Source organism: Pinibacter soli (assembly GCF_029961145.1).
GTDB classification, from domain to species: domain Bacteria; phylum Bacteroidota; class Bacteroidia; order Chitinophagales; family Chitinophagaceae; genus Pinibacter; species Pinibacter soli.
On record NZ_JASBRG010000007.1, the window covers coordinates 234,177 to 252,993 of the forward strand.

Sequence of the window (18,817 nt, forward strand, 5' to 3'; positions counted from 1 at the left end):
CAATTACCATGATTAATATTCTCAACAGTTATCTGGCGCAACAAAAAAGTATTAGTATTCCCGGGCTTGGCTCTTTGTATGCGGATACAGTGCCGGCGGTATCTGACTTTGTAAATCATAGATTACTACCTCCTCAGTATAAATACAGGTTCGATAAATATTTTGACGCACCGGATAAAGAGTTTTTTGTTTACCTGGCAAGCAAAAAAAACATTGCAGATTTTGAAGCCATCAAATGGTACAATGAATTTGCATACGACCTCAGAGCAAACATTCGTAACAACGGAAGCAGCGAATGGCCCGGCATTGGTACATTTAGCATGGAATCAAACGGCGAAATTATATTTAAGCCCTACGCCACTGACTATTCGATGCTGCCAAACATTGTCGCGGAAAGAGTGATCCGCCAGGACGCTTCTCATGCGATCAGGGTTGGCGACCGCGAGGTATCCAATCATGAGATGAATGAATTGCTTCACGGTAAACGTCGCAAGAAACGCAGATTTTTGTGGCTTGCTTTTGCTATTCCCGGGCTGTTGATTGCAGGTGCCGCGGCGTACATTTTTTACATCAATAACTGGGACCCGAATAAAGTGGTTAGCTATCTCAATAATCTCGTTCGATAAACATCATAAAAAACTTAACATAAAGACCCGACAAGTTGCAGAACCTGTCGGGTCTTTTATTTGTAATAGTGCAAACAATTTGAAAATATGAGAATTTGAAAATGTTGAGTGCAACAACGAAACAGATCGCGTCCTTTTTCCTCAGCAATTGGGAAATTTGAGAATACTTTTAAAGATCAGCCAGAATGCATTTTCAAATTTTCAAACCCTCAAATTAATCAGAGTCACTTTTAAATTTTTAAAGCTAAAACACCAACATATGTCAGATTTGAAATTTAAAGATTCGGTTGAAATCGGACCACACAAAGAATTAAGTCAGTTAGCCGGAAACTGGACGGGCACTACAAAAGTTTGGTTCGCCCCGGAAGTCGTGCATGATGAATCACCGGTTGTTGGGTCAATTAGATTGATATTGGGCGGTATGTTTGCGCTACACGAATATAAAGGCAGTTTTGAAGGGAAAGAACTGGAAGGGCTTGCTATCATTGGCTATCATCTTACTTCAGGAACGTATCAAACTGCATGGATCGATTCATTCCACATGGGTACCGGTATTATGTTTTCCGAAGGCGCCAGGAACGATGATTTTCTTTCCGTGTTAGGGCATTACCAGGGTTGGGAAGAACAGCCTCAAACCTGGGGCTGGCGCACTTCTATCGACATACTGGATGATGATCATATCAGGATAACTGCATACAACATTTCCCCGGAAGGAGAAGAGCAATTAGCGACCCAGACGGATTACCGACGGACAATTTGAAAAATTTGAAAATTTGAAAATTCAACTGTGCAACAGCCGCTATAAATTTATTTACAACCTAAATGGCAAGAATAAAAATAGCCAATGACAGACTTAGCGCATTTTCAAATTTCCATATCTTCAAATTATTGGTGTTCTCTCACGTTCCCGTTTTCATCCATTGCCATAAATGGATTGTATGCAAACTCCCAGTAGTTGTTTTCGATATCAGCTACATAACCGCTATACCCACCCCAGAAGACCTTCGCAGGTGGTTTCACAATGCGCACACCCTTTTGCTCCAACTCCGCAAAAACTTCATCCACTTCTTTTTCTGAAGAGAAATTCATCGCGGTGGTAATGCGTTTAAACCCGCTACCATCCTGCGGTATACTAATATCCTCGGCCAATTCAGTTGCCGGAAACAGGCTAAGAATAAAGCCATTTAATTTAAAGAATACAATACCATCGCTATCCTTCATCGGCGTCCAGCCAAATTTTTCAATGTAGAAATCTTTCATCTGCTCCAGGTCATTCACACCGATAGTTAAGAAGCTTAAACGTTGTTGCATAGAAGACAATTTGAAAATTTGAAAATTTGAAGATTTGAAAATGCGGGGTGCAGCACCGAAATAAATTTATTCATGCCTCTTCCACAATCAGGAAAATTTGAAAACCGTTTTTGGAGATCGACCTAAAAGCATTTTCAAATTTTCACATTTCCAAATTATTTTTTGTGCGCAGAACAAAAAAAGGTGAAGGCATTTACCCTTCACCCTTGTCCTAGCGGGAAATATCACCCGCCTATATAAGTAGCACTGAGGCTACAGTAAAAGAAATTTGATACAGAAAAGGTAAACAAATAAATGGGTATACCGAAAAAAATAGTGCTAAAATTTTTAATCCTTGCAAGTACAAATATTTGTTATTAGCTTGGGCATTTTCCTGCCTCGGCGCTCCTTTTCTGCGGAAAAATAAAATTACATCACGTGCAATTTTTCCTTTTTTTCCATTAATTCTTCCACAGTTTCTCTGTACATTTCATCAGGTACGCAACAATCAACCGGACAAACGGCTGCGCACTGCGGTTCTTCGTGAAAACCCTGGCACTCTGTACATTTATTCGGAACAATATAATATGTATCAACACTAACAGGAGCATTGCGTTGATCAGCATCGACAGATGTACCATCCATCAATTTGTAAGCGCCTTTTACTGTTGTACCATCAGCCATTGCCCATTCTACACCGCCTTCATAAATCGCATTATTCGGACATTCTGGTTCACAAGCGCCACAGTTGATACATTCATCGGTTATTTTAATTGCCATATTCGTAATTTTTAAGGTACTGTTTTACTATAACTTTGCGCACAAATTTATGAATGTAATATGAACTTACAACAACGAATTAATTTGTTGGTTCGTTTAGGCGAATATATGACCAGCGAAAACGAGAACTGGCAGGCGGCACAACGTAGGGCAACCCGCGAAAATGGCTGGTTTACGCCGGAATTTTTGGAAATAGCAACCGAAAATATTGTCAATAATTTTTTACAAAAAGATAAACTCGAAGCCTTCGCAACAGCTTATCAATTACCGGAATTAAATGCCAATCCTAAGAAAGTAGGGGTAGTAATGGCGGGAAATATTCCGCTGGTTGGATTCCATGATTTCTTATGTGTTTTTCTGACCGGTCACATTGCCGTTATTAAAACATCTTCAAAAGATGATGTGTTGATAAAACACCTCGCGGACCAATTATACATTTGGGATGAAGAATGCAGAACGCTTATAGTTTTTGCCGAGCTTCTGAAAAACTGCGACGCATATATCGCAACCGGCAGCAATAACTCTGCAAGATATTTCGATTATTATTTTTCCAAATACCCTAGTATTATACGTCGTAACAGAACTTCTGTGGCCGTACTTACGGGTAATGAAACTGTTGAAGAGCTTGAAAAACTCAGCGACGATATTCATTTATATTTCGGTCTTGGTTGCCGTAACGTTACGCAAATATTGGTTCCGGAAAATTATGACTTTGTGCCTTTGCTGACTGCCATGAAAAAGTATGGTCATTTCGCAGACCACAACAAGTATAAAAATAATTATGACTATCAGTTGTCGCTCCAGATTCTAAACAACAAATTCTACATGACCGATGGCAGTACGCTATTGGTAGAAAATGGATCTCCGTTCTCTCCGATCAGTCAATTGAATTATGGTTTTTATAAGAATAGAGAGGATATAAAGTCTTTGAGAAACGATAAAAACATTCAATGTCTTGTAGGTGAAGGTTTCACTCCTTTTGGAGTGGCGCAACAACCTTCACTAATGGATTTTGCGGATGGAGCGGATACGATGGAATTTTTGAAGTCGCTTAGTTAGTGGAGAGGTGAGAATTGAAAGTTGAAAGTGGGGAGTTGAGAGTGTTTGTTCTCAAAGTTAAAGCGCCCAGTCCCAAAATCAAAAGGTCATGTTTCAATTTAGAACATGACCTTTTTTTATTTTAAGACTATACAAAAACAATATATCAAACACGAATTTAAAAAGGCTTGTTGTAAAGGATAGGGAGAATGCGATTCGCCACTACCATTTTCAATTTTCCCTGATCTCCTTATTTTATCGAGTAATTAATAATTGCTTGTGTAAAACCTGCTTCATCTGAATAAATACTTGGCGTGCATTCTATCTTAATGATACCCACTTTTAGTGCAACATAGTAGTCATAAGTCGCCATCTTGTATTGACCAATGCCCGGGATATCATAATACAGCGTAACCTGGCTATGCATCACATGAGGAAATTGAAGGGAATTAACGTTCATTGCAATATCCTTTGCAATGATAACACCTTTGATCTTTACGGTATAAAGATCGCCTTCTCCTGCAACAGCCTCCCACGTATCATCATCATAATATTTGTCGTTGAGATATAAAATAGTCAATGGAAGAGAGGTTGAAGATCCGTTAGTGGCATTTTGACGGAGGAAATAATTGTTACTGTTTACAGCGATATAATTATTGGAAAGCCCAGCGGAATTGGCATAACTCACAAATACTCTGTAAGTAAGTGAATCGTAAGATGTGGTGTCTTTAGTTGCTTTCCATGTATAAAGATCCTTTGTTCCTTTTGTGTCTACATAATTGTAAACCCAGTAACTTCCTTCGGTCGCGGGTTGATAGTCACCTGTACCATACACGGGTACCGGCGGGTCCGGCGGAAGATCGCCATGCAATTCTTTTTTACAGGCGGAAAATAAAAAAGCAAAGATTGAAATGATCAATATGTTTCTGTATGGGTATGACTTCATGGTCAATCTTTGCTTGTTGTAATGTTTTTATTTTATTGAATATTCCGTCAATTCACTGATTACACTACCAGTTTGATTTCCGAATCCATCGAGAACCTGTGAATCGACTTTTACAATACCAATATTATTGGCAATGTAGAACTCATATATGGCGAGTGTCAATTCTCCAAAACCGGGAACTATATAACTTAGACTTACTCTGCTGTGAGTAACGTTTGTATAAGTTTTTCCTTGTATTTGTTTCGTAATATTTTTTTCAACGATCTCGCCTGGCATGTTTGCGGTAAATCCACCTCCGACCCCGGCCGTTCGTGTCCATTTAAATCCAACAGATGCAGTATCATTCAGATAGATAAAATTCACATCAACTACTGCTCCTGTATTCGGACTCGCTGCCTTTACTTTTGTGTACAGATTATGATCTTTATACCCAAATTCCTGTGTACTTCCAGACTCCTGTTCTTTCCAGGTCACAAAATCAATCCCATCTGTGGTACTTGTCTGGCCAGTTGATACCAATGTTGAAATTTTGTCCGGAACACCTGCAACTCCACTCATGACTTTCATTTTCAAATAAGTATCCTTTTTAGAAGGCTGAAAGTTTATTGTGCCGGTAGAACTACCGCCTCCGGGATTTCCCGAACCTCCCGGATTTCCGGTGGTTCCTGAATATCCTGGTTCACTAGACATTTCTTTTGTACAAGAGGTTGCAGCGAGGGCAATTCCTATGAGTAAGATTAACAGTTTTTTCATGTTTAGAGGGTTTAATATTAAATGGTTAATAGATTTCTAAGGATTTATTACAACGCAGTTGATATTCATAAGTTAAAGGTTAAAATTCAGAATTCAAAAGACTGATGATGCATAAAAAACGGACTGAGGTGAAAAATTAAAAAGGCTTCGATCGGCTCAGCAACGCTTGAACTTTTCGAAGCCTTATTGTTAGTTAGAATAATTCCGGCATTCCGTTGTCTTCTTTGGCCCTTGGCTCCCACTCCATTTCGATACTTTTTGAGTAGTCGGCCAGTTTATTACCTACAGCCTTCCATCCCATCACCTCAACAAAATCGGCGATTTTGATTTTTTGGGTTTTGGTCTGGGCACCCTTTCCAGTGTAAATCAGCACCACAGGATCATTGTCCGTAGTGATCAATTCCAATTGATTGGCCTCGCCTTCTTTAATGAACAGGAATTTGCTTTTTAGTGTAGTAGTTTCGATTTTGAAACGTTTTACATTGTATTGTTCCTTGTCGCCATCGTAATAGATTGCTGTTAATGTCTTATTCGGATTGAATTTTTCAATCAGCAATACTTTATCAACGTCGAACCTTTGCGTCAATTCTTGATCCGTTATTTCGTAGGTGCCGTCAGCAAATACAACAAGGATCTTATCTTCTGCATCGAATCCGCCGATATAAACGCCCTTTTCATCCGCACTCAATCTGCCAAACTTATCATCGTACCAAAGTTTACGGGTTGCGAGCGTTGAGCGGCCAGCCTCTTTAAACTTCACAGATTTGATTGGATATTTCGTAACCTGGTTACCCATTGTACCGCGAGCTTTGATATCGAGCTCTTCAAAATAAAACTCAAGCTCTTTATTTCTTGCACTACAGTTAGGACTCAATGTAACCTTTACAATTTCAGCTTCGCCATTTGCATTGGCAGTGAAATATTGCACTTTGCTTTTTTCTGATCCTTTTGTAAGATCGTATTCTTTATCACGGGTAATACCGGTGACATTAAAGCGCTTCGCAAAACTGATCCCTGATTTACCGTCCACGTAGATCATATTGTAAGTGGTGCGCTCATCATTCTTTTGGAAAACAGCTGCATGAATAATGTCTTTGCCGATAAAGGTTTTATCCGCAACACGAACAATTTTCATCTTGCCCGCTTTCGTGAAAACGATGATATCATCAAGATCAGAACAATCCGCGATCAACTCGTCTTTCTTCAAGCTTGTACCAATGAATCCATCTGCACGGTTCATGTATATTTTGGCATTCGCGATCGCAACCTTGTTTGCCTGAATTGCTTCGAAAGGTTTGATCTCCGTTTTTCTTTCTCTGCCTTTACCGTACTTCTTCAACAGATTTTCATAGTATGCAACAGCAAAATCCACAAGGTTTGCAAGGTCATGCTTCACTTGCTTGATCTCCGCATTCAATGCTTTGATTTGTTCGTTCAGTTCATCGATATCTAGTTTGTAAATACGACGAACGGGTTTTTCAGTCAGCTTTACAATGTCTTCTCTTGTAATGTCTCGACGTAACTGCGTCTTGAATGGAGCGAAGGCCTTATCAATTGCCTGCAACACCTTTTCCCAGGTCTCGTGCTTTTTCTCCAGCTCCTTATATATTTTTTCTTCGAAGAAGATTTTCTCCAAAGAAGTGTAATGCCATTTTTCCTGTAGCTCATTCAGTTTGATCTCAAGCTCACGGCGCAACAATTCTTTTGTATTGTCGGCTGAGGCCCTTAGAAGTTCTGAAGCAGTAAGGAACATCGGCTTTTTGTCAACGATCACGCAGGCATTTGGAGAAATGCTCACTTCGCAGTCCGTGAAAGCGTACAATGCATCGATAGTGATATCAGAAGAAATGCCCGGAGCAAGATCGATCTTCAATTCAACATCAGCAGCAGTAAGATCCTCTACCTTTTTGATCTTGATCTTACCCTGGTCGTTTGCTTTGATGATAGAATCTTTTAACTGTGTAGTGGTCACACCATACGGCACATCACGAATTACCAATGTTTTTTTATCAAACTCTTCTATGGTTACACGAACCCTTACTTTACCTCCGCGCTTTCCGTCATTATAGTTGGATGCATCCATTGAGCCGCCAGTCTGAAAGTCTGGATACAGCTCGAATTTCTTGCCCTTTAAGTATTTTATAGAAGCATCTATCAGTTCGCAAAAGTTGTGAGGAAGAATCTTTGTGGCCAAACCAACCGCGATACCTTCAGCACCTTGTGCCAACAACAATGGAAACTTCATTGGCAATGTTACAGGCTCGTTTTTACGACCGTCATAACTTAATTGCCATTCGGTTGTCTTGTTGTTGAATGCCACATCCAGCGCAAACTTGCTGAGACGTGCTTCAATGTAACGCGCCGCAGCAGCGTCGTCGCCGGTTCTTATATCACCCCAGTTACCCTGCGTTTCAATTAACAGGTCCTTCTGACCCATATTTACCAACGCATCACCAATGCTGGCGTCACCATGCGGGTGGTATTGCATACTCTGCCCAATTATGTTCGCCACCTTGTTGAAACGGCCATCGTCCATTTCCTTCATGGCATGTAAAATGCGACGCTGCACGGGCTTCAGACCATCCTCGATGGCGGGTACAGCACGCTCCAAAATTACGTACGACGCATAATCAAGGAACCATGTCTTATACTGGCCCTGTACACCATGTTCGTTGTCTAAAAATTCCGTTGATTTATTCTTTGTGCTCATAAATTTTCCAAGAAATTGTGCTCTATTGAGCAGTTGCTATATCAAAATGACATTCCTGATCGCTATTCAAGCCCTCTTTCAGCGACGGCTCCAGCGGAGCCAAATGTTCGTAGCAAAAGTATTACGTTCCACATCCCATTTCCAGCCCCGTAGGGGCGATACGTTAAATTAACATGTCGCTCCTACGGAGCTGGTATTTTAATTGCCACGCCTTCGTCTTGCTACGAACGTAATGCTCCTAACGGAGCATTCGTTACGTGTAACACTCGACACTCTTCTAAGAACTTTCTTGTGTTTCACTCATAAAATTCAAACAGATATTTATCGCTATACTCAACCCCAAACTTCTCCAGGAATTCAATGTATTCTTCGCGAAATGTTTTCCTTTTATGATGCTCTTTTTGATTCAAAATGTAACTGACAACCTGCGGCGTTTGTGATTTGGAATATGAAAATGCTCCAAATCCTTCCTGCCAACTGAACCCTCCATTTACAAAGCCTTGTTGTTTCAAATATATTGTTGTATTCACCTTAATATCTTTTACCAATGTGGACAATGATACGTCGGGTTTGATACTCACCAACATATGTACATGATCTGGCATACAATACACCGCAAACAATTTCTGTTTCTTGTTGCCGATAATCCCCGCCATATATTTCTGCACTTCTTCTCTAAACTCCTCCTTAATAAAACATTTTCTTCCTTTAACTGCAAATACTATTTGAATATATATCTGCGTATATGTGTTTGCCATATATGAACATTTACTCTGCTTTATTCTTCCCGATCACGCCTAAATGCGTGAACTGGAAGCCGGCAAAGTATTTGAGTCCATAACCTAAAACCCTGTCTAATGACGAATGACCGAATAATATAATGCCTGCAAGCAAAAAATAATCGTTCAATAAATAATAACCTATCATCATCAATGCAATTGCTACTGCTTTGTGGTGCACAAAATTATAGCAAATCGCTCCTGCTTTTTCGTTTATCAAATAACCAATCATACTTATGTCTGGCAGCAATATCAAAGCTGGATAAACCCACCATGAAAACGGCAAGGATTTGAAAAGGAAAATGCTGAATAAAAACATCGCCAATTCTTCCAGTAGCAGTAGCTGTTTCATAAGTAAATTGTTATAAGTAAAATTCAAAATTAGAAAGTCAAAAAAAGAGTCCGCAAACACAGAGACCCTTTTGATTTTTGAATTTTGACTCCTAATTCTGGTTCTCCGCGCTTGTAACTTCTTGTGCTGTTTTCGCCTTTACCTCAAAATCCTTCATGTTTTTTATTTCACCCTGCACGTCATATTCTCCGGCTGCCAGCATTTGTTTCAAGCGCCACAATATGTAGGCATCGCCTGTTGTGTTTTTCGCCTTTGTCAAAAACTGGTTGATGATCTTGCTGGCTTTTTGCCAATCAGCAGTAATGAATTTTTTCAGTTCTTCATCATAGAAATCATAGTCCGCCTGCGACAATTTTTTGCCACCTTCAAGCAAGCGAACACCTTTATTTTCGCTGCAAAGTTTCGCCCACTCGTCAGGATCAACTTCAAATTCGCTGAGCGTGATTGGTCTGGCCAACTTTTTTGCTTTCAAAAATTCTTTTGCCGGAATGGTTGAAAGCCATGTTGGATAGAATATTTGTCCCTTTTCATTAATGAAAGGCAGATTATTCAAATACAAAATGAACACACGTCCCTGGAACTCCTGCATGTATTTCAACAACCAGTAATAACCGGATACATCGTGTTTATTTTGCGCCGCCCATATCCAAATTTTCTCTTCTTCATTTCTGCGCATAGTGCCCACCAGCTCTGCGATGGTTTTGTAATCGTCCACTTCATCAGTATCTGCCTTGCCATCATAGTCGCCACCAGCCAGCACTTCCCGCCACCAGTTTTTACGGGCTTCTTTTCCTTCTCCCAAATAAATATTTTCCAATGGGCCAACAGCGTAGTCATCTTTTATTTGTATAACATCGCCTTGCAGGTTTTCATCAAGCGCGATAGCCTGTTTTAGAACTGCGATGTCTGGTTCGTTAAATACTATGTGAAGCATTTGAATTAATAATTAATAATTAATAATTAACAGGGTCAGATTTCCTCTATTAATCAAAATTGTTTTTGTTGATGATTGCCGTTAATATTTTTAATATTTCTTCGCAATCGTTTATTAATGAGTTGGCAATTTTTTCTTCTACAATATCTGTCGCCTTTAATAGTCTTAACCAATATCGAGTTTCTCTGGCTTCTCTGTACGCAATCTTCAGTTTATGAACAAAGTCTTTTCTTGAAGATCCACCAATTGCTTCTTCGGCATTGGCACCTATTGAAGTCCCACTTCTTAACAATTGCCCGATTAATTCTTTATCCGTTCGTTTCGTCTTTAAATATTGAAAGAGCTTAATAATTCTTATTGAAAAACTGAACGTTTTATCAAGAATAACATTGTCTTGCTTCATGTGGTTGTTGCAAGTATTCTATGACCATAGGGCTTCTATATTAATAAAGAATAATTAATTAGGCGCCGGTCTTTATCCCATGATGTTCAAAACACAATAGAGGGTTCTACCTATTAATTTTTAATTATTAATTATTAATTGGCGCTCACAGGTTCTTCCACCAAATCCAACTCCACTCTCAAGTTATCAATAATAAACTCTTGTCTCTCCTGCGTGTTTTTTCCCATAAAATATTCGAGCAACTGCTGAATATGCGTTTCAGGCATGATCATTACCGGTTGTTTGCGCATGTCGTTGCCGATAAAGCGTTTGAACTCGTCCGGACTGATCTCTCCCAAACCTTTGAATCGAGTGATTTCCGGTTTGCTGCCAAGCTTTTTAACGGCAGCCTGCTTTTCTGTTTCATCGTAACAATATATAGTTTCCTGTTTGTTACGAACTCGAAACAAAGGCGTTTCCAAAATGTACACGTGGCCGTTCTTTACGACGTCGGGGAAAAATTGCAGGAAGAACGTCATTAACAACAAACGGATGTGCATACCATCCACATCGGCATCAGTCGCGATCACGATGTTGTTGTAGCGAAGATCATCGTAGCTTTCTTCGATATTCAATGCGTGTTGCAGTAGGTTGAACTCTTCATTTTCATACACTACTTTTTTAGTAAGGCCAAAACTGTTAAGTGGTTTACCACGTAAGCTAAACACCGCCTGAGTTTCCACGTTACGGGATTTCGTAATGGAACCGCTGGCACTATCACCCTCTGTGATGAAGATGGTGCTTTCCTTCTGTTTCTCTAAAATCGCATCTTTATCTTTTCCCGTTGCTTCATCGTTGTAGTGATAACGGCAATCTCTTAGTTTGCGGTTGTGCAGATTGGCTTTCTTCGCTCTTTCGTTCGCCAGTTTTTTTATACCCGCCAGCTCTTTTCTTTCACGCTCGCTTTGCTCGATTCTTTTCTTTAAAGCCTCGGCAGTGGTAGGGTTTCGGTGAAGGAAATTGTCCAATTCTTTTGAAAGAAACTCGGTCACGAAGTTTTTCATCGTCGGGCCGTTCTCATAAACGTTCAGTGAACCTAGTTTTGTTTTGGTCTGCGACTCAAACACCGGCTCTTGAACACGCACGGAAACTGCTGCGCAAATGCTGGAACGAATGTCAGCCGCATCGTAATCTTTTTTGTAAAAATCACGAATGGTTTTTACAAACGCTTCTCTGAATGCCGCAAGATGCGTACCGCCCTGTGTAGTATACTGGCCGTTTACGAATGAATAATATTCTTCACCGTACTGGTTTTCGTGTGTAACCGCCACTTCGATATCTTCCCCTTTCAGGTGAATGATTGGGTAACGGATCTCGTCTTCGTTGGTTTTGCGTTGTAGCAAATCAAGAAGGCCGTTTTTGGAAACGTATTTTTTGCCATTGTAGTTAATTATCAAACCGGCATTCAAATAGCAGTAGTTCCAAAATTGGTTGTCAAGGTATTCGTGTACAAAATGGAAGCTCTTAAACACGTTATTGTCAGCGATAAACGAAACCAGCGTTCCGTTTGGTTCAGTAGTTTTTGCTTCTTTATGTTCTTTGGTTAAAACACCTTTTTCAAACTCAGCAGTTTTTTCTTTTCCGTCGCGGAAAGCCGTTACTTTAAACCACGAGCTCAACGCATTCACCGCTTTTGTACCCACACCATTCAACCCAACACTTTTCTGGAAGGCCTTGCTATCGTATTTCGCACCGGTATTTATTTTACTCACCACATCCACTACTTTTCCTAACGGAATACCGCGGCCATAATCGCGAATGGTAACAGTCTTGTCTTCAATCGATACCTCCACGTTTTTACCATAGCCCATCGTGTGCTCATCTATACAGTTGTCCATTACCTCTTTCAACAACACGTAAATACCATCATCCGGACTGCTTCCATCACCTAATTTACCAATGTACATCCCCGGACGAAGGCGGATATGTTCGCGCCAGTCGAGGCTTCGTATCGAGTCTTCCGTATACTCAAAATTCTCTTTCTTTTCTTCTGCCATAGTTTATCTGTTAAAATGGTACCTTTTCCAAACGGTGCGAATTTAAAGGATTGATTATAAAAGCAAAAACCCTTTCCCAAAATATTTAGTTTTCAGAGAGGGTATTTTATTGTGGAAGTGGGGATATTTATTTTATAAGAAATTGAAAATCTATTTGTTAGTTGATGATTGTTAGTTGTTAGACTCTGTGTGCAACTTTCTTTTCAAGAATGCAAAAATACCAAAGCTCACCCTTGTAGAGAAAAGGCATTGCCTTGTCTCTACCCTAATACGGATCTACATCCGGCGTAATCACTACGCTTTTAAACCGGCTATCATTATGCAAAATGGCTGTCTGCTGCTGGATCATGTGTTTGCAGGCATTGATCAATTGGGTGTCCTTAGGTAGCTTCAGCATCATTTCCATGAGGTATAAATTCCTGATTTTGTTGATAATAGGTTGGGCAGGCCCAATGATATATTGACCGTAAAGCGATTGCATTCCCTGTGCGAATGTGCGGGCTGCATGAGCAACAACATCCGGTTTTTTATGTTTAAAAGTTATTTGAAGCAAACGGGTAAATGGTGGGTATTGAAATTGTTTACGGCTATCAATTTCTGATTTGTAAAAGCTTTTGAAATCGTGCTGTTGCACAAAAAACAGCACCGGCTGGTTGACGTTACGCACCTGTACCAACACTTTTCCCTGTTCATTTTTACGTCCGGCGCGGCCACTCACCTGCTCCATCAGCTGGAAGCCACGTTCGCTTACACGAAAATCAGCGAATCCAAGAATGGCGTCACCATCCAAAATCCCCACAAGATAAACGTGCTCAAAGTCCAGGCCTTTCACCACCATTTGCGTTCCCACGAGTATGTCTATACGCTGTTGTTCAAAAAGCTGGATCAATGCATCATGTCCATGTTTTCCTTTTACGGCATCCATATCCATTCGGGAAACTTTGGCATCGGGAAAAAATTCCTGCAACTCTTCTTCCACCCTTTCTGTTCCAAAATTCTGCTGCGCAAAGTGGTGATTGCCGCAAGCCTCACAGGTATGAACGGGAGGATAATTCGTACCGCAATAATGGCAAACCAGTTTATTACTGAGCTTATGAAAGGTGAGCGAAACATCGCAATTGTGGCAATGCGGTATCCAGCCGCAAGTCTGGCAAACCTGGTAAGGCGAGTACCCGCGACGGTTTTGGAACAAAATGACCTGTTTCTGCTTTTGAAGACTTTCGGTGATGGCTTCCTGGAGAGGAACAGACAGTATTACTTTCCCTTTTTCTTTTGTAAACAGTTTCTTCGTGTCAACTATTTCAATTTTAGGTAAATCGACATCTCCGAAGCGACTGAGCAATTCGACCAATGCATATTTGCCAACGCTCGCATTGTAATAGCTTTCCAGTGACGGTGTGGCACTCCCCAAAATCACGTTCGCACCGAACAAAGAGGCGAAATAGATTGTAGCGTCGCGTGCATGATAGCGTGGCGCAGGGTCCTGTTGCTTGTAAGAAGAGTCGTGTTCCTCATCGCAAATAACCAATCCCAGATCACGGAAAGGCAGGAACAGCGCTGATCTTGCGCCTAGAATGATTTTTGCTTCGCCACTTTTTACTTTGTTCCAAATTTCGATGCGTTCGTTTGAATTGAACTTGGAGTGATAAATTGCAATATAACCGCCGAAGTATATTTGCAATCGGCGTATAACCTGCGCCGTAAGTGCAATTTCCGGTAGCATGTACAGCACTTGTTTATTTTTCGCAAGCAGTTCCTCGATTAACTTCACATAAATCTGCGTCTTACCGCTGGAAGTTACCCCGTGCAGTAAAGCAACTTGTTTTTGCTGTTGGGATGCTTTGACTTCTTCAAGCGCTTTTTGCTGCGCCTCCGAAAGCGTAAAATTTATATTGATGCTCTTTGGTAAATTTTTGATCCGGTCTACCGAGCGTTTTTCTATGATTAAAATACCTTTGTCGGCAAGACCTTTCAATTGTGCTGCGGTAGCGTTTGATTTTTTTAAAAGATCCATTTGTTTTACTTCACCGGTGGTTTTCATGAAATGGAGAAACGCCAGCAATAACTCCATTTGCTTTTCAGCTTTCTGTAGTTTTTTATCGTTGGAAAGCAAATTGGATAATGCTTCCTCGGTTGCGAACTCCGGGTGAAGAATTACGAAGTTTTCTTTTTTCTCGGTGTATTTGTTTTTCAAATCTTCCCAAACAAAACAAATCCCTTTTTCTATCAATCGTTTGATAACAGGGTAAACGTGCGAAACGTCCAATATCTGCTGTACTTCCACCAAACGAAGTTCTTTCTTTAGTAACAAAGCCTCTGCCACCAAAAATTCTTCATCATCCAGGTGAGCGAAATCGTCGCCGGCTTCGTCGTTGTACATCAACACCGTTTCGCTGCTTAATTTGAAATGCGTGGGCAGCGCAGCTTGCATTACTTCGCCTTCGCTGCACATGTAGTAATCCGAGAGCCATGCCCACAACTTTAATTGATTCCCAAAAACAATAGGCTCATCATCGAGTACATTTAAAATCGGCTGAGGATTGAATGCCTTTGGTTTTTCCGTGTGCACCAACTTCACAATACCTGCATACTTTTTATTTTTCAAAACCACTTCTACGCGGCAACCGGGCTGCACCTTTTCCAGCAAATTTGCCGGAACGGCCCACGTATAATTTTTTGGCAAAGCCAACGGTAATAACACTTCCGCAAAATGGGTCGCCTTTTCTGTAAATAAATCCTCTTTATAAGTAGCTCCGCTCAATACTATATGGTTGAAGGTGTAAAGTTTAAGACGTAAGGTAGGCGATTTTTGTTAGAGAGAGCACACAGATGGCGCAGATTTGACTGATTTACACTGATTAAAAACTGTACTCTAATTACATTACTCGCACCAACAGAAATATAAAAGTGGACCAATTGATCCACTTTTATATTTATTGACGATAATCAGTGTTTTCTAATAACTACTTCTTCAATGGCACGCTCACACCCAGGTTCAGGATCATTTCGTAACAACCGAAAGCTTGTCTTGCAGTGCCGTCGGCAACTTTCAGGCCCCAGTAATTTGCGTAAACGAGTTTATTGCAATATTCAAGGTAAACATATTTGGCAAATGTCATTCTCAAAGCGGCCTCAACACCTACGTCCATGCCACCTATCTGAAAATTCGGGTCGTTCTTTTTGCCGAAAATGGTATTCTCGACGTGCGGTATCACCATGCCTACGCCGCCTTTCAGTAACAATGAAGCATCGAACCAATTTGTTTTGAAACTTGTAAGATGTTTGCGGTGAACAAGGTTGAACAATAGGAAGTTTGCACCATTGTTCAGGAAATATGTCAAAGGCTGTGAAGCATTACCATACGGTTTCGTATTATCATAAAAGGCATCCACTGGTTTGCCTTCCATTGTTCCTTTTACGTGCAACAATTGTTCTGTAGCTACAATATATTTTGTGTGGTCAAAGTTGATTTCAACACCCCAGTTATCTTTAAAGAAGTAGCCTACGCGATAGTTGTACTGGGGAATACTGATCGCTCTGTTGGTTATGCCTTCGTCCCAACCCGGATGGTCGGCGGCATAAACGTTTATGAATTTGTAGTCGTTTCCAAGGGAAGGTTGGCTAATGTGAATGTTACTTGGGGTGTACCATTCTTTGTTATAACCCCATGAAATGTAAAACTCCCCCTTTCTGCCTACTTGTTCTGCTGTTGTTCTTTTCTTTTTTTGTGCAAAAGCTGAGCCTAAAACGAGCGTTAATCCACTCAATAACATCAAATACTTAAATCCTTTATTTTTCATTTCCGCGATTTTAAAAAACGAGTCCGCAAATATAGAGGGTTGCGGGCTGTTGCCTGACTGACCTAAATCAGTCGTCTTTACGTTGACATTTTGTAAAGGAGGCCAAAGGTAGGGAAAAACGGGAAAGGCAAAATTCAAAAGTAAAAAGTCAAAAATGGACCCAAACAGTAAGCAGTTTGCTTCCTGTTTGCGAGTTCTATTTTTGACTTTTGACTTTTTACTTATACCAGCGGTTCCTGCTGGCTCAGGCAGTGAAAGCTACCCAAGCCCCAAATGATTTCAGTTGAGTCTATGCCCACCACTTTTCTGTCTGTAAAACAGCTTTGAATAATTTGAAGTGCTTTGTCATCTTTATCGCAGCGGAAGGTAGGAACAATCACTGCATGATTTGCTATATAAAAATTTGCATAAGATGCCGGAAGCCGCTGATCTTCAAATTCCACAGGATCGGGCATTGGCAGCTCAACAATGTTCAACTGTTTGCCGTTCAATAATCTTATTTGGCTTAACTGCTGCAGATTATGTTGCAGAATGCCGTAATTCTCGTCATTCTTATTTTCTTCAATTACTGTAAGAACGGTGTCTTCATTTACAAAGCGAACTGTATCGTCAATGTGGCCATCAGTATCATCGCCAATGATTCCTTCTTCTACCCATAAAATTTGTTCAACGCCGTAATAGTTGCGCAAATAAGTTTCAATTTCCTCCTGGTTCAACTGGGGGTTTCTATTAGGATTCAGCAAACAGGCAGTTGATGTAAGCAACGTGCCTTTTCCGTTAAACTCAACAGAACCGCCCTCCATGATAATGTTTGGATAAAAAACAGGAATATCGTAATGCTTTCCGACTAAGGTTGGGATTACATCATCTAAATCGTAAGGAGGATATTTCCCACCCCAGGCGTTATAATTCCAGTCAACGATCACTTTTTTCTGCTCCGCATTGGGATTGATCAAAAACGCAGGGCCGTGATCGCGGCACCATGCATCGTTTGTAGGGTGCAAAAAGAATTTTACTTTACTGAGGTCCACACCTTCCTTTTGTAAATGGCCGGTAGCAAAAGCTTTCATTGCTTCATTGTTTACATTGATGCAAACAGTTTCGCTAATGGTAAGTTCTTTTATAAACTGGCAATAATATGGGTAAATGGCATCAATTTTTCCCGGCCAGCTAGCTTCTTTATGCGGCCAGCTAAGCCAGCAAGCAGCATGACGAGCGAATTCAGCGGGGAAATAATATCCGAGTTCTTTTGGAGTCATTTCAATTAATAATTAATAATTAACAATTAACAGATGTGGCATGCTAACAATTGACTGTTGGTTGAATATGTAATAAGGGCGAATGCGATTCGCCCTTACAGTATCATTTTCAATTTTCAACTTTCCATTTTCAATTAATCCGAGTCTATGTATCGCTTCGTAATTGGCTGGTACGAATCAATTCTTCTGTCTCTCAGAAATGGCCAGTGCGTTCTGTAGCGGTCGCTTAGTTTGGTATCGATCTCTACCACTGTTGTTTCTTCGTCATCATGAGAAGCAAGGTAAAGAAGGTTGCCAAACGGATTGGCTACGAATGATCCACCCCAGAATTTCATTGCACCGTTTTGTTCAAAACCCACGCGGTTCACGCTTACAACGTGTACGCCATTCGCAACTGCGTGGCTGCGTTGAATGGTTTGCCATGCATTATATTGCTCGCTGTTGGTGTGTTCGTCCTGTGAAGTGGCCCAGCCGATAGCAGTCGGGTAAAACAATATCTCCGCTCCCATCAGTGCTGTAATTCTCGCAGCTTCTGGATACCACTGATCCCAGCAAATTAGTACACCGATCTTTGCAAATTTTGTCTCAAATATTTTGTAGCCAAGATCGCCTGGCGTGAAATAAAATTTCTCGTAGTAAGCCGGATCGTCCGGGATATGCATTTTGCGGTATTTGCCAAGGTAAGAACCATCAGCATCCAATACCGCAGTTGTATTATGATACAAGCCTTGCGCTCTTTTTTCAAACAAGGAAGCAATGATCACAACGCCCAGCTCCTTTGCCACCGCAGACAATGCGTCTGTGGACGGGCCAGGTATAGGTTCTGCCAACTGGAAGTTGTCATAATCTTCCACATCGCAGAAATATAAAGAAGTGAAAAGCTCTTGCAGGCAAACGATTTGTGCGCCTTTTGCTGCTGCTTCTTTCACTTTAGAAATCGCCTTATCCAGATTTTCCTGCTTGTTGGCCGTGCAGCTCATCTGCACCAATCCCACTTTTACTTTGCCCATGTCCGGTTATTGATTTTGAAGCGCAAAATTACTTATTATCAATTAATAATTACTAAAACCAGGTTTAATAATTGGTTGGCGAAATGTTATGATTTCTCCAG

General features: G+C 40.7%; 17 protein-coding genes. 3 read left to right on the forward strand and 14 right to left on the reverse strand.

The genetic code is table 11. The features are described from left to right. Window positions 1-8: 8 nt before the first annotated feature. Both QJ048_RS11950 and QJ048_RS11955 read left to right on the forward strand, forming a co-directional pair. On the forward strand, window positions 9-626 hold the full coding sequence (locus tag QJ048_RS11950; RefSeq protein WP_282334587.1) for a hypothetical protein: 618 nt from the start codon (window positions 9-11) through the stop codon (window positions 624-626). Between the two features lie 259 nt (window positions 627-885). Beyond that, window positions 886-1,386 carry a DUF1579 domain-containing protein gene (locus tag QJ048_RS11955; RefSeq protein ID WP_282334588.1) on the forward strand — a complete coding sequence of 167 codons (501 nt, stop codon included), beginning with the start codon at window positions 886-888 and terminating at the stop codon, window positions 1,384-1,386. Between the two features lie 125 nt (window positions 1,387-1,511). On the opposite strand, the gene QJ048_RS11960 is transcribed toward QJ048_RS11955, so the two are convergent. Together QJ048_RS11960 and QJ048_RS11965 are read right to left on the reverse strand one after the other, a co-directional pair. After that, complete coding sequence (locus QJ048_RS11960) at window positions 1,512-1,937, reverse strand: VOC family protein (RefSeq protein ID WP_282334589.1); 426 nt, start codon at window positions 1,935-1,937, stop codon at window positions 1,512-1,514. A 408-nt stretch (window positions 1,938-2,345) separates the two neighbouring features. After that, the gene (locus QJ048_RS11965; protein ID WP_282334590.1) at window positions 2,346-2,696 is read right to left on the reverse strand and encodes a 4Fe-4S dicluster domain-containing protein; all 351 of its coding nucleotides are present in this window, start codon (window positions 2,694-2,696) and stop codon (window positions 2,346-2,348) included. 60 nt (window positions 2,697-2,756) lie between these two features. On the opposite strand from QJ048_RS11965, the gene QJ048_RS11970 reads away from it, so the two are divergent. Further along, window positions 2,757-3,755, forward strand: a complete 999-nt coding sequence (locus tag QJ048_RS11970) for an acyl-CoA reductase (RefSeq protein WP_282334591.1) — start codon at window positions 2,757-2,759, stop codon at window positions 3,753-3,755. A 229-nt stretch (window positions 3,756-3,984) separates the two neighbouring features. On the opposite strand, the gene QJ048_RS11975 is transcribed toward QJ048_RS11970, so the two are convergent. From QJ048_RS11975 to QJ048_RS12030, 12 genes are all read right to left on the reverse strand, one after another. Beyond that, window positions 3,985-4,680 carry a hypothetical protein gene (locus QJ048_RS11975; RefSeq protein ID WP_282334592.1) on the reverse strand — a complete coding sequence of 232 codons (696 nt, stop codon included), beginning with the start codon at window positions 4,678-4,680 and terminating at the stop codon, window positions 3,985-3,987. A 27-nt stretch (window positions 4,681-4,707) separates the two neighbouring features. Further along, window positions 4,708-5,433, reverse strand: coding sequence for a hypothetical protein (locus QJ048_RS11980; protein ID WP_282334593.1), 726 nt, complete (start codon window positions 5,431-5,433; stop codon window positions 4,708-4,710). A gap of 193 nt (window positions 5,434-5,626) precedes the next feature. After that, a complete protein-coding gene (locus QJ048_RS11985; protein WP_282334594.1) occupies window positions 5,627-8,143 on the reverse strand; it encodes a DNA gyrase/topoisomerase IV subunit A in 2,517 nt (838 codons plus the stop codon). 296 nt (window positions 8,144-8,439) lie between these two features. Beyond that, a complete protein-coding gene (tnpA, locus tag QJ048_RS11990) occupies window positions 8,440-8,901 on the reverse strand; it encodes an IS200/IS605 family transposase (protein WP_282334595.1) in 462 nt (153 codons plus the stop codon). Between the two features lie 10 nt (window positions 8,902-8,911). Beyond that, window positions 8,912-9,274, reverse strand: coding sequence for a DUF4260 domain-containing protein (locus QJ048_RS11995; protein ID WP_282334596.1), 363 nt, complete (start codon window positions 9,272-9,274; stop codon window positions 8,912-8,914). A 91-nt stretch (window positions 9,275-9,365) separates the two neighbouring features. Next, window positions 9,366-10,208, reverse strand: a complete 843-nt coding sequence (locus QJ048_RS12000) for a DUF1835 domain-containing protein (RefSeq protein WP_282334597.1) — start codon at window positions 10,206-10,208, stop codon at window positions 9,366-9,368. Window positions 10,209-10,257: 49 nt separating this feature from the next. After that, window positions 10,258-10,611, reverse strand: coding sequence for a four helix bundle protein (locus QJ048_RS12005; protein WP_282334598.1), 354 nt, complete (start codon window positions 10,609-10,611; stop codon window positions 10,258-10,260). A 134-nt stretch (window positions 10,612-10,745) separates the two neighbouring features. Next, a complete protein-coding gene (locus tag QJ048_RS12010; protein ID WP_282334599.1) occupies window positions 10,746-12,647 on the reverse strand; it encodes a DNA topoisomerase IV subunit B in 1,902 nt (633 codons plus the stop codon). Window positions 12,648-12,912: 265 nt separating this feature from the next. Next, window positions 12,913-15,408, reverse strand: a complete 2,496-nt coding sequence (gene priA, locus QJ048_RS12015; protein WP_282334600.1) for a replication restart helicase PriA — start codon at window positions 15,406-15,408, stop codon at window positions 12,913-12,915. Between the two features lie 202 nt (window positions 15,409-15,610). Beyond that, a complete protein-coding gene (locus tag QJ048_RS12020; RefSeq protein WP_282334601.1) occupies window positions 15,611-16,447 on the reverse strand; it encodes a hypothetical protein in 837 nt (278 codons plus the stop codon). Between the two features lie 221 nt (window positions 16,448-16,668). Further along, the gene (locus QJ048_RS12025; protein ID WP_282334602.1) at window positions 16,669-17,706 is read right to left on the reverse strand and encodes an agmatine deiminase family protein; all 1,038 of its coding nucleotides are present in this window, start codon (window positions 17,704-17,706) and stop codon (window positions 16,669-16,671) included. Window positions 17,707-17,840: 134 nt separating this feature from the next. Further along, a complete protein-coding gene (locus tag QJ048_RS12030; RefSeq protein WP_282334603.1) occupies window positions 17,841-18,716 on the reverse strand; it encodes a carbon-nitrogen hydrolase in 876 nt (291 codons plus the stop codon). Between the last annotated feature and the right edge of the window lie 101 nt (window positions 18,717-18,817).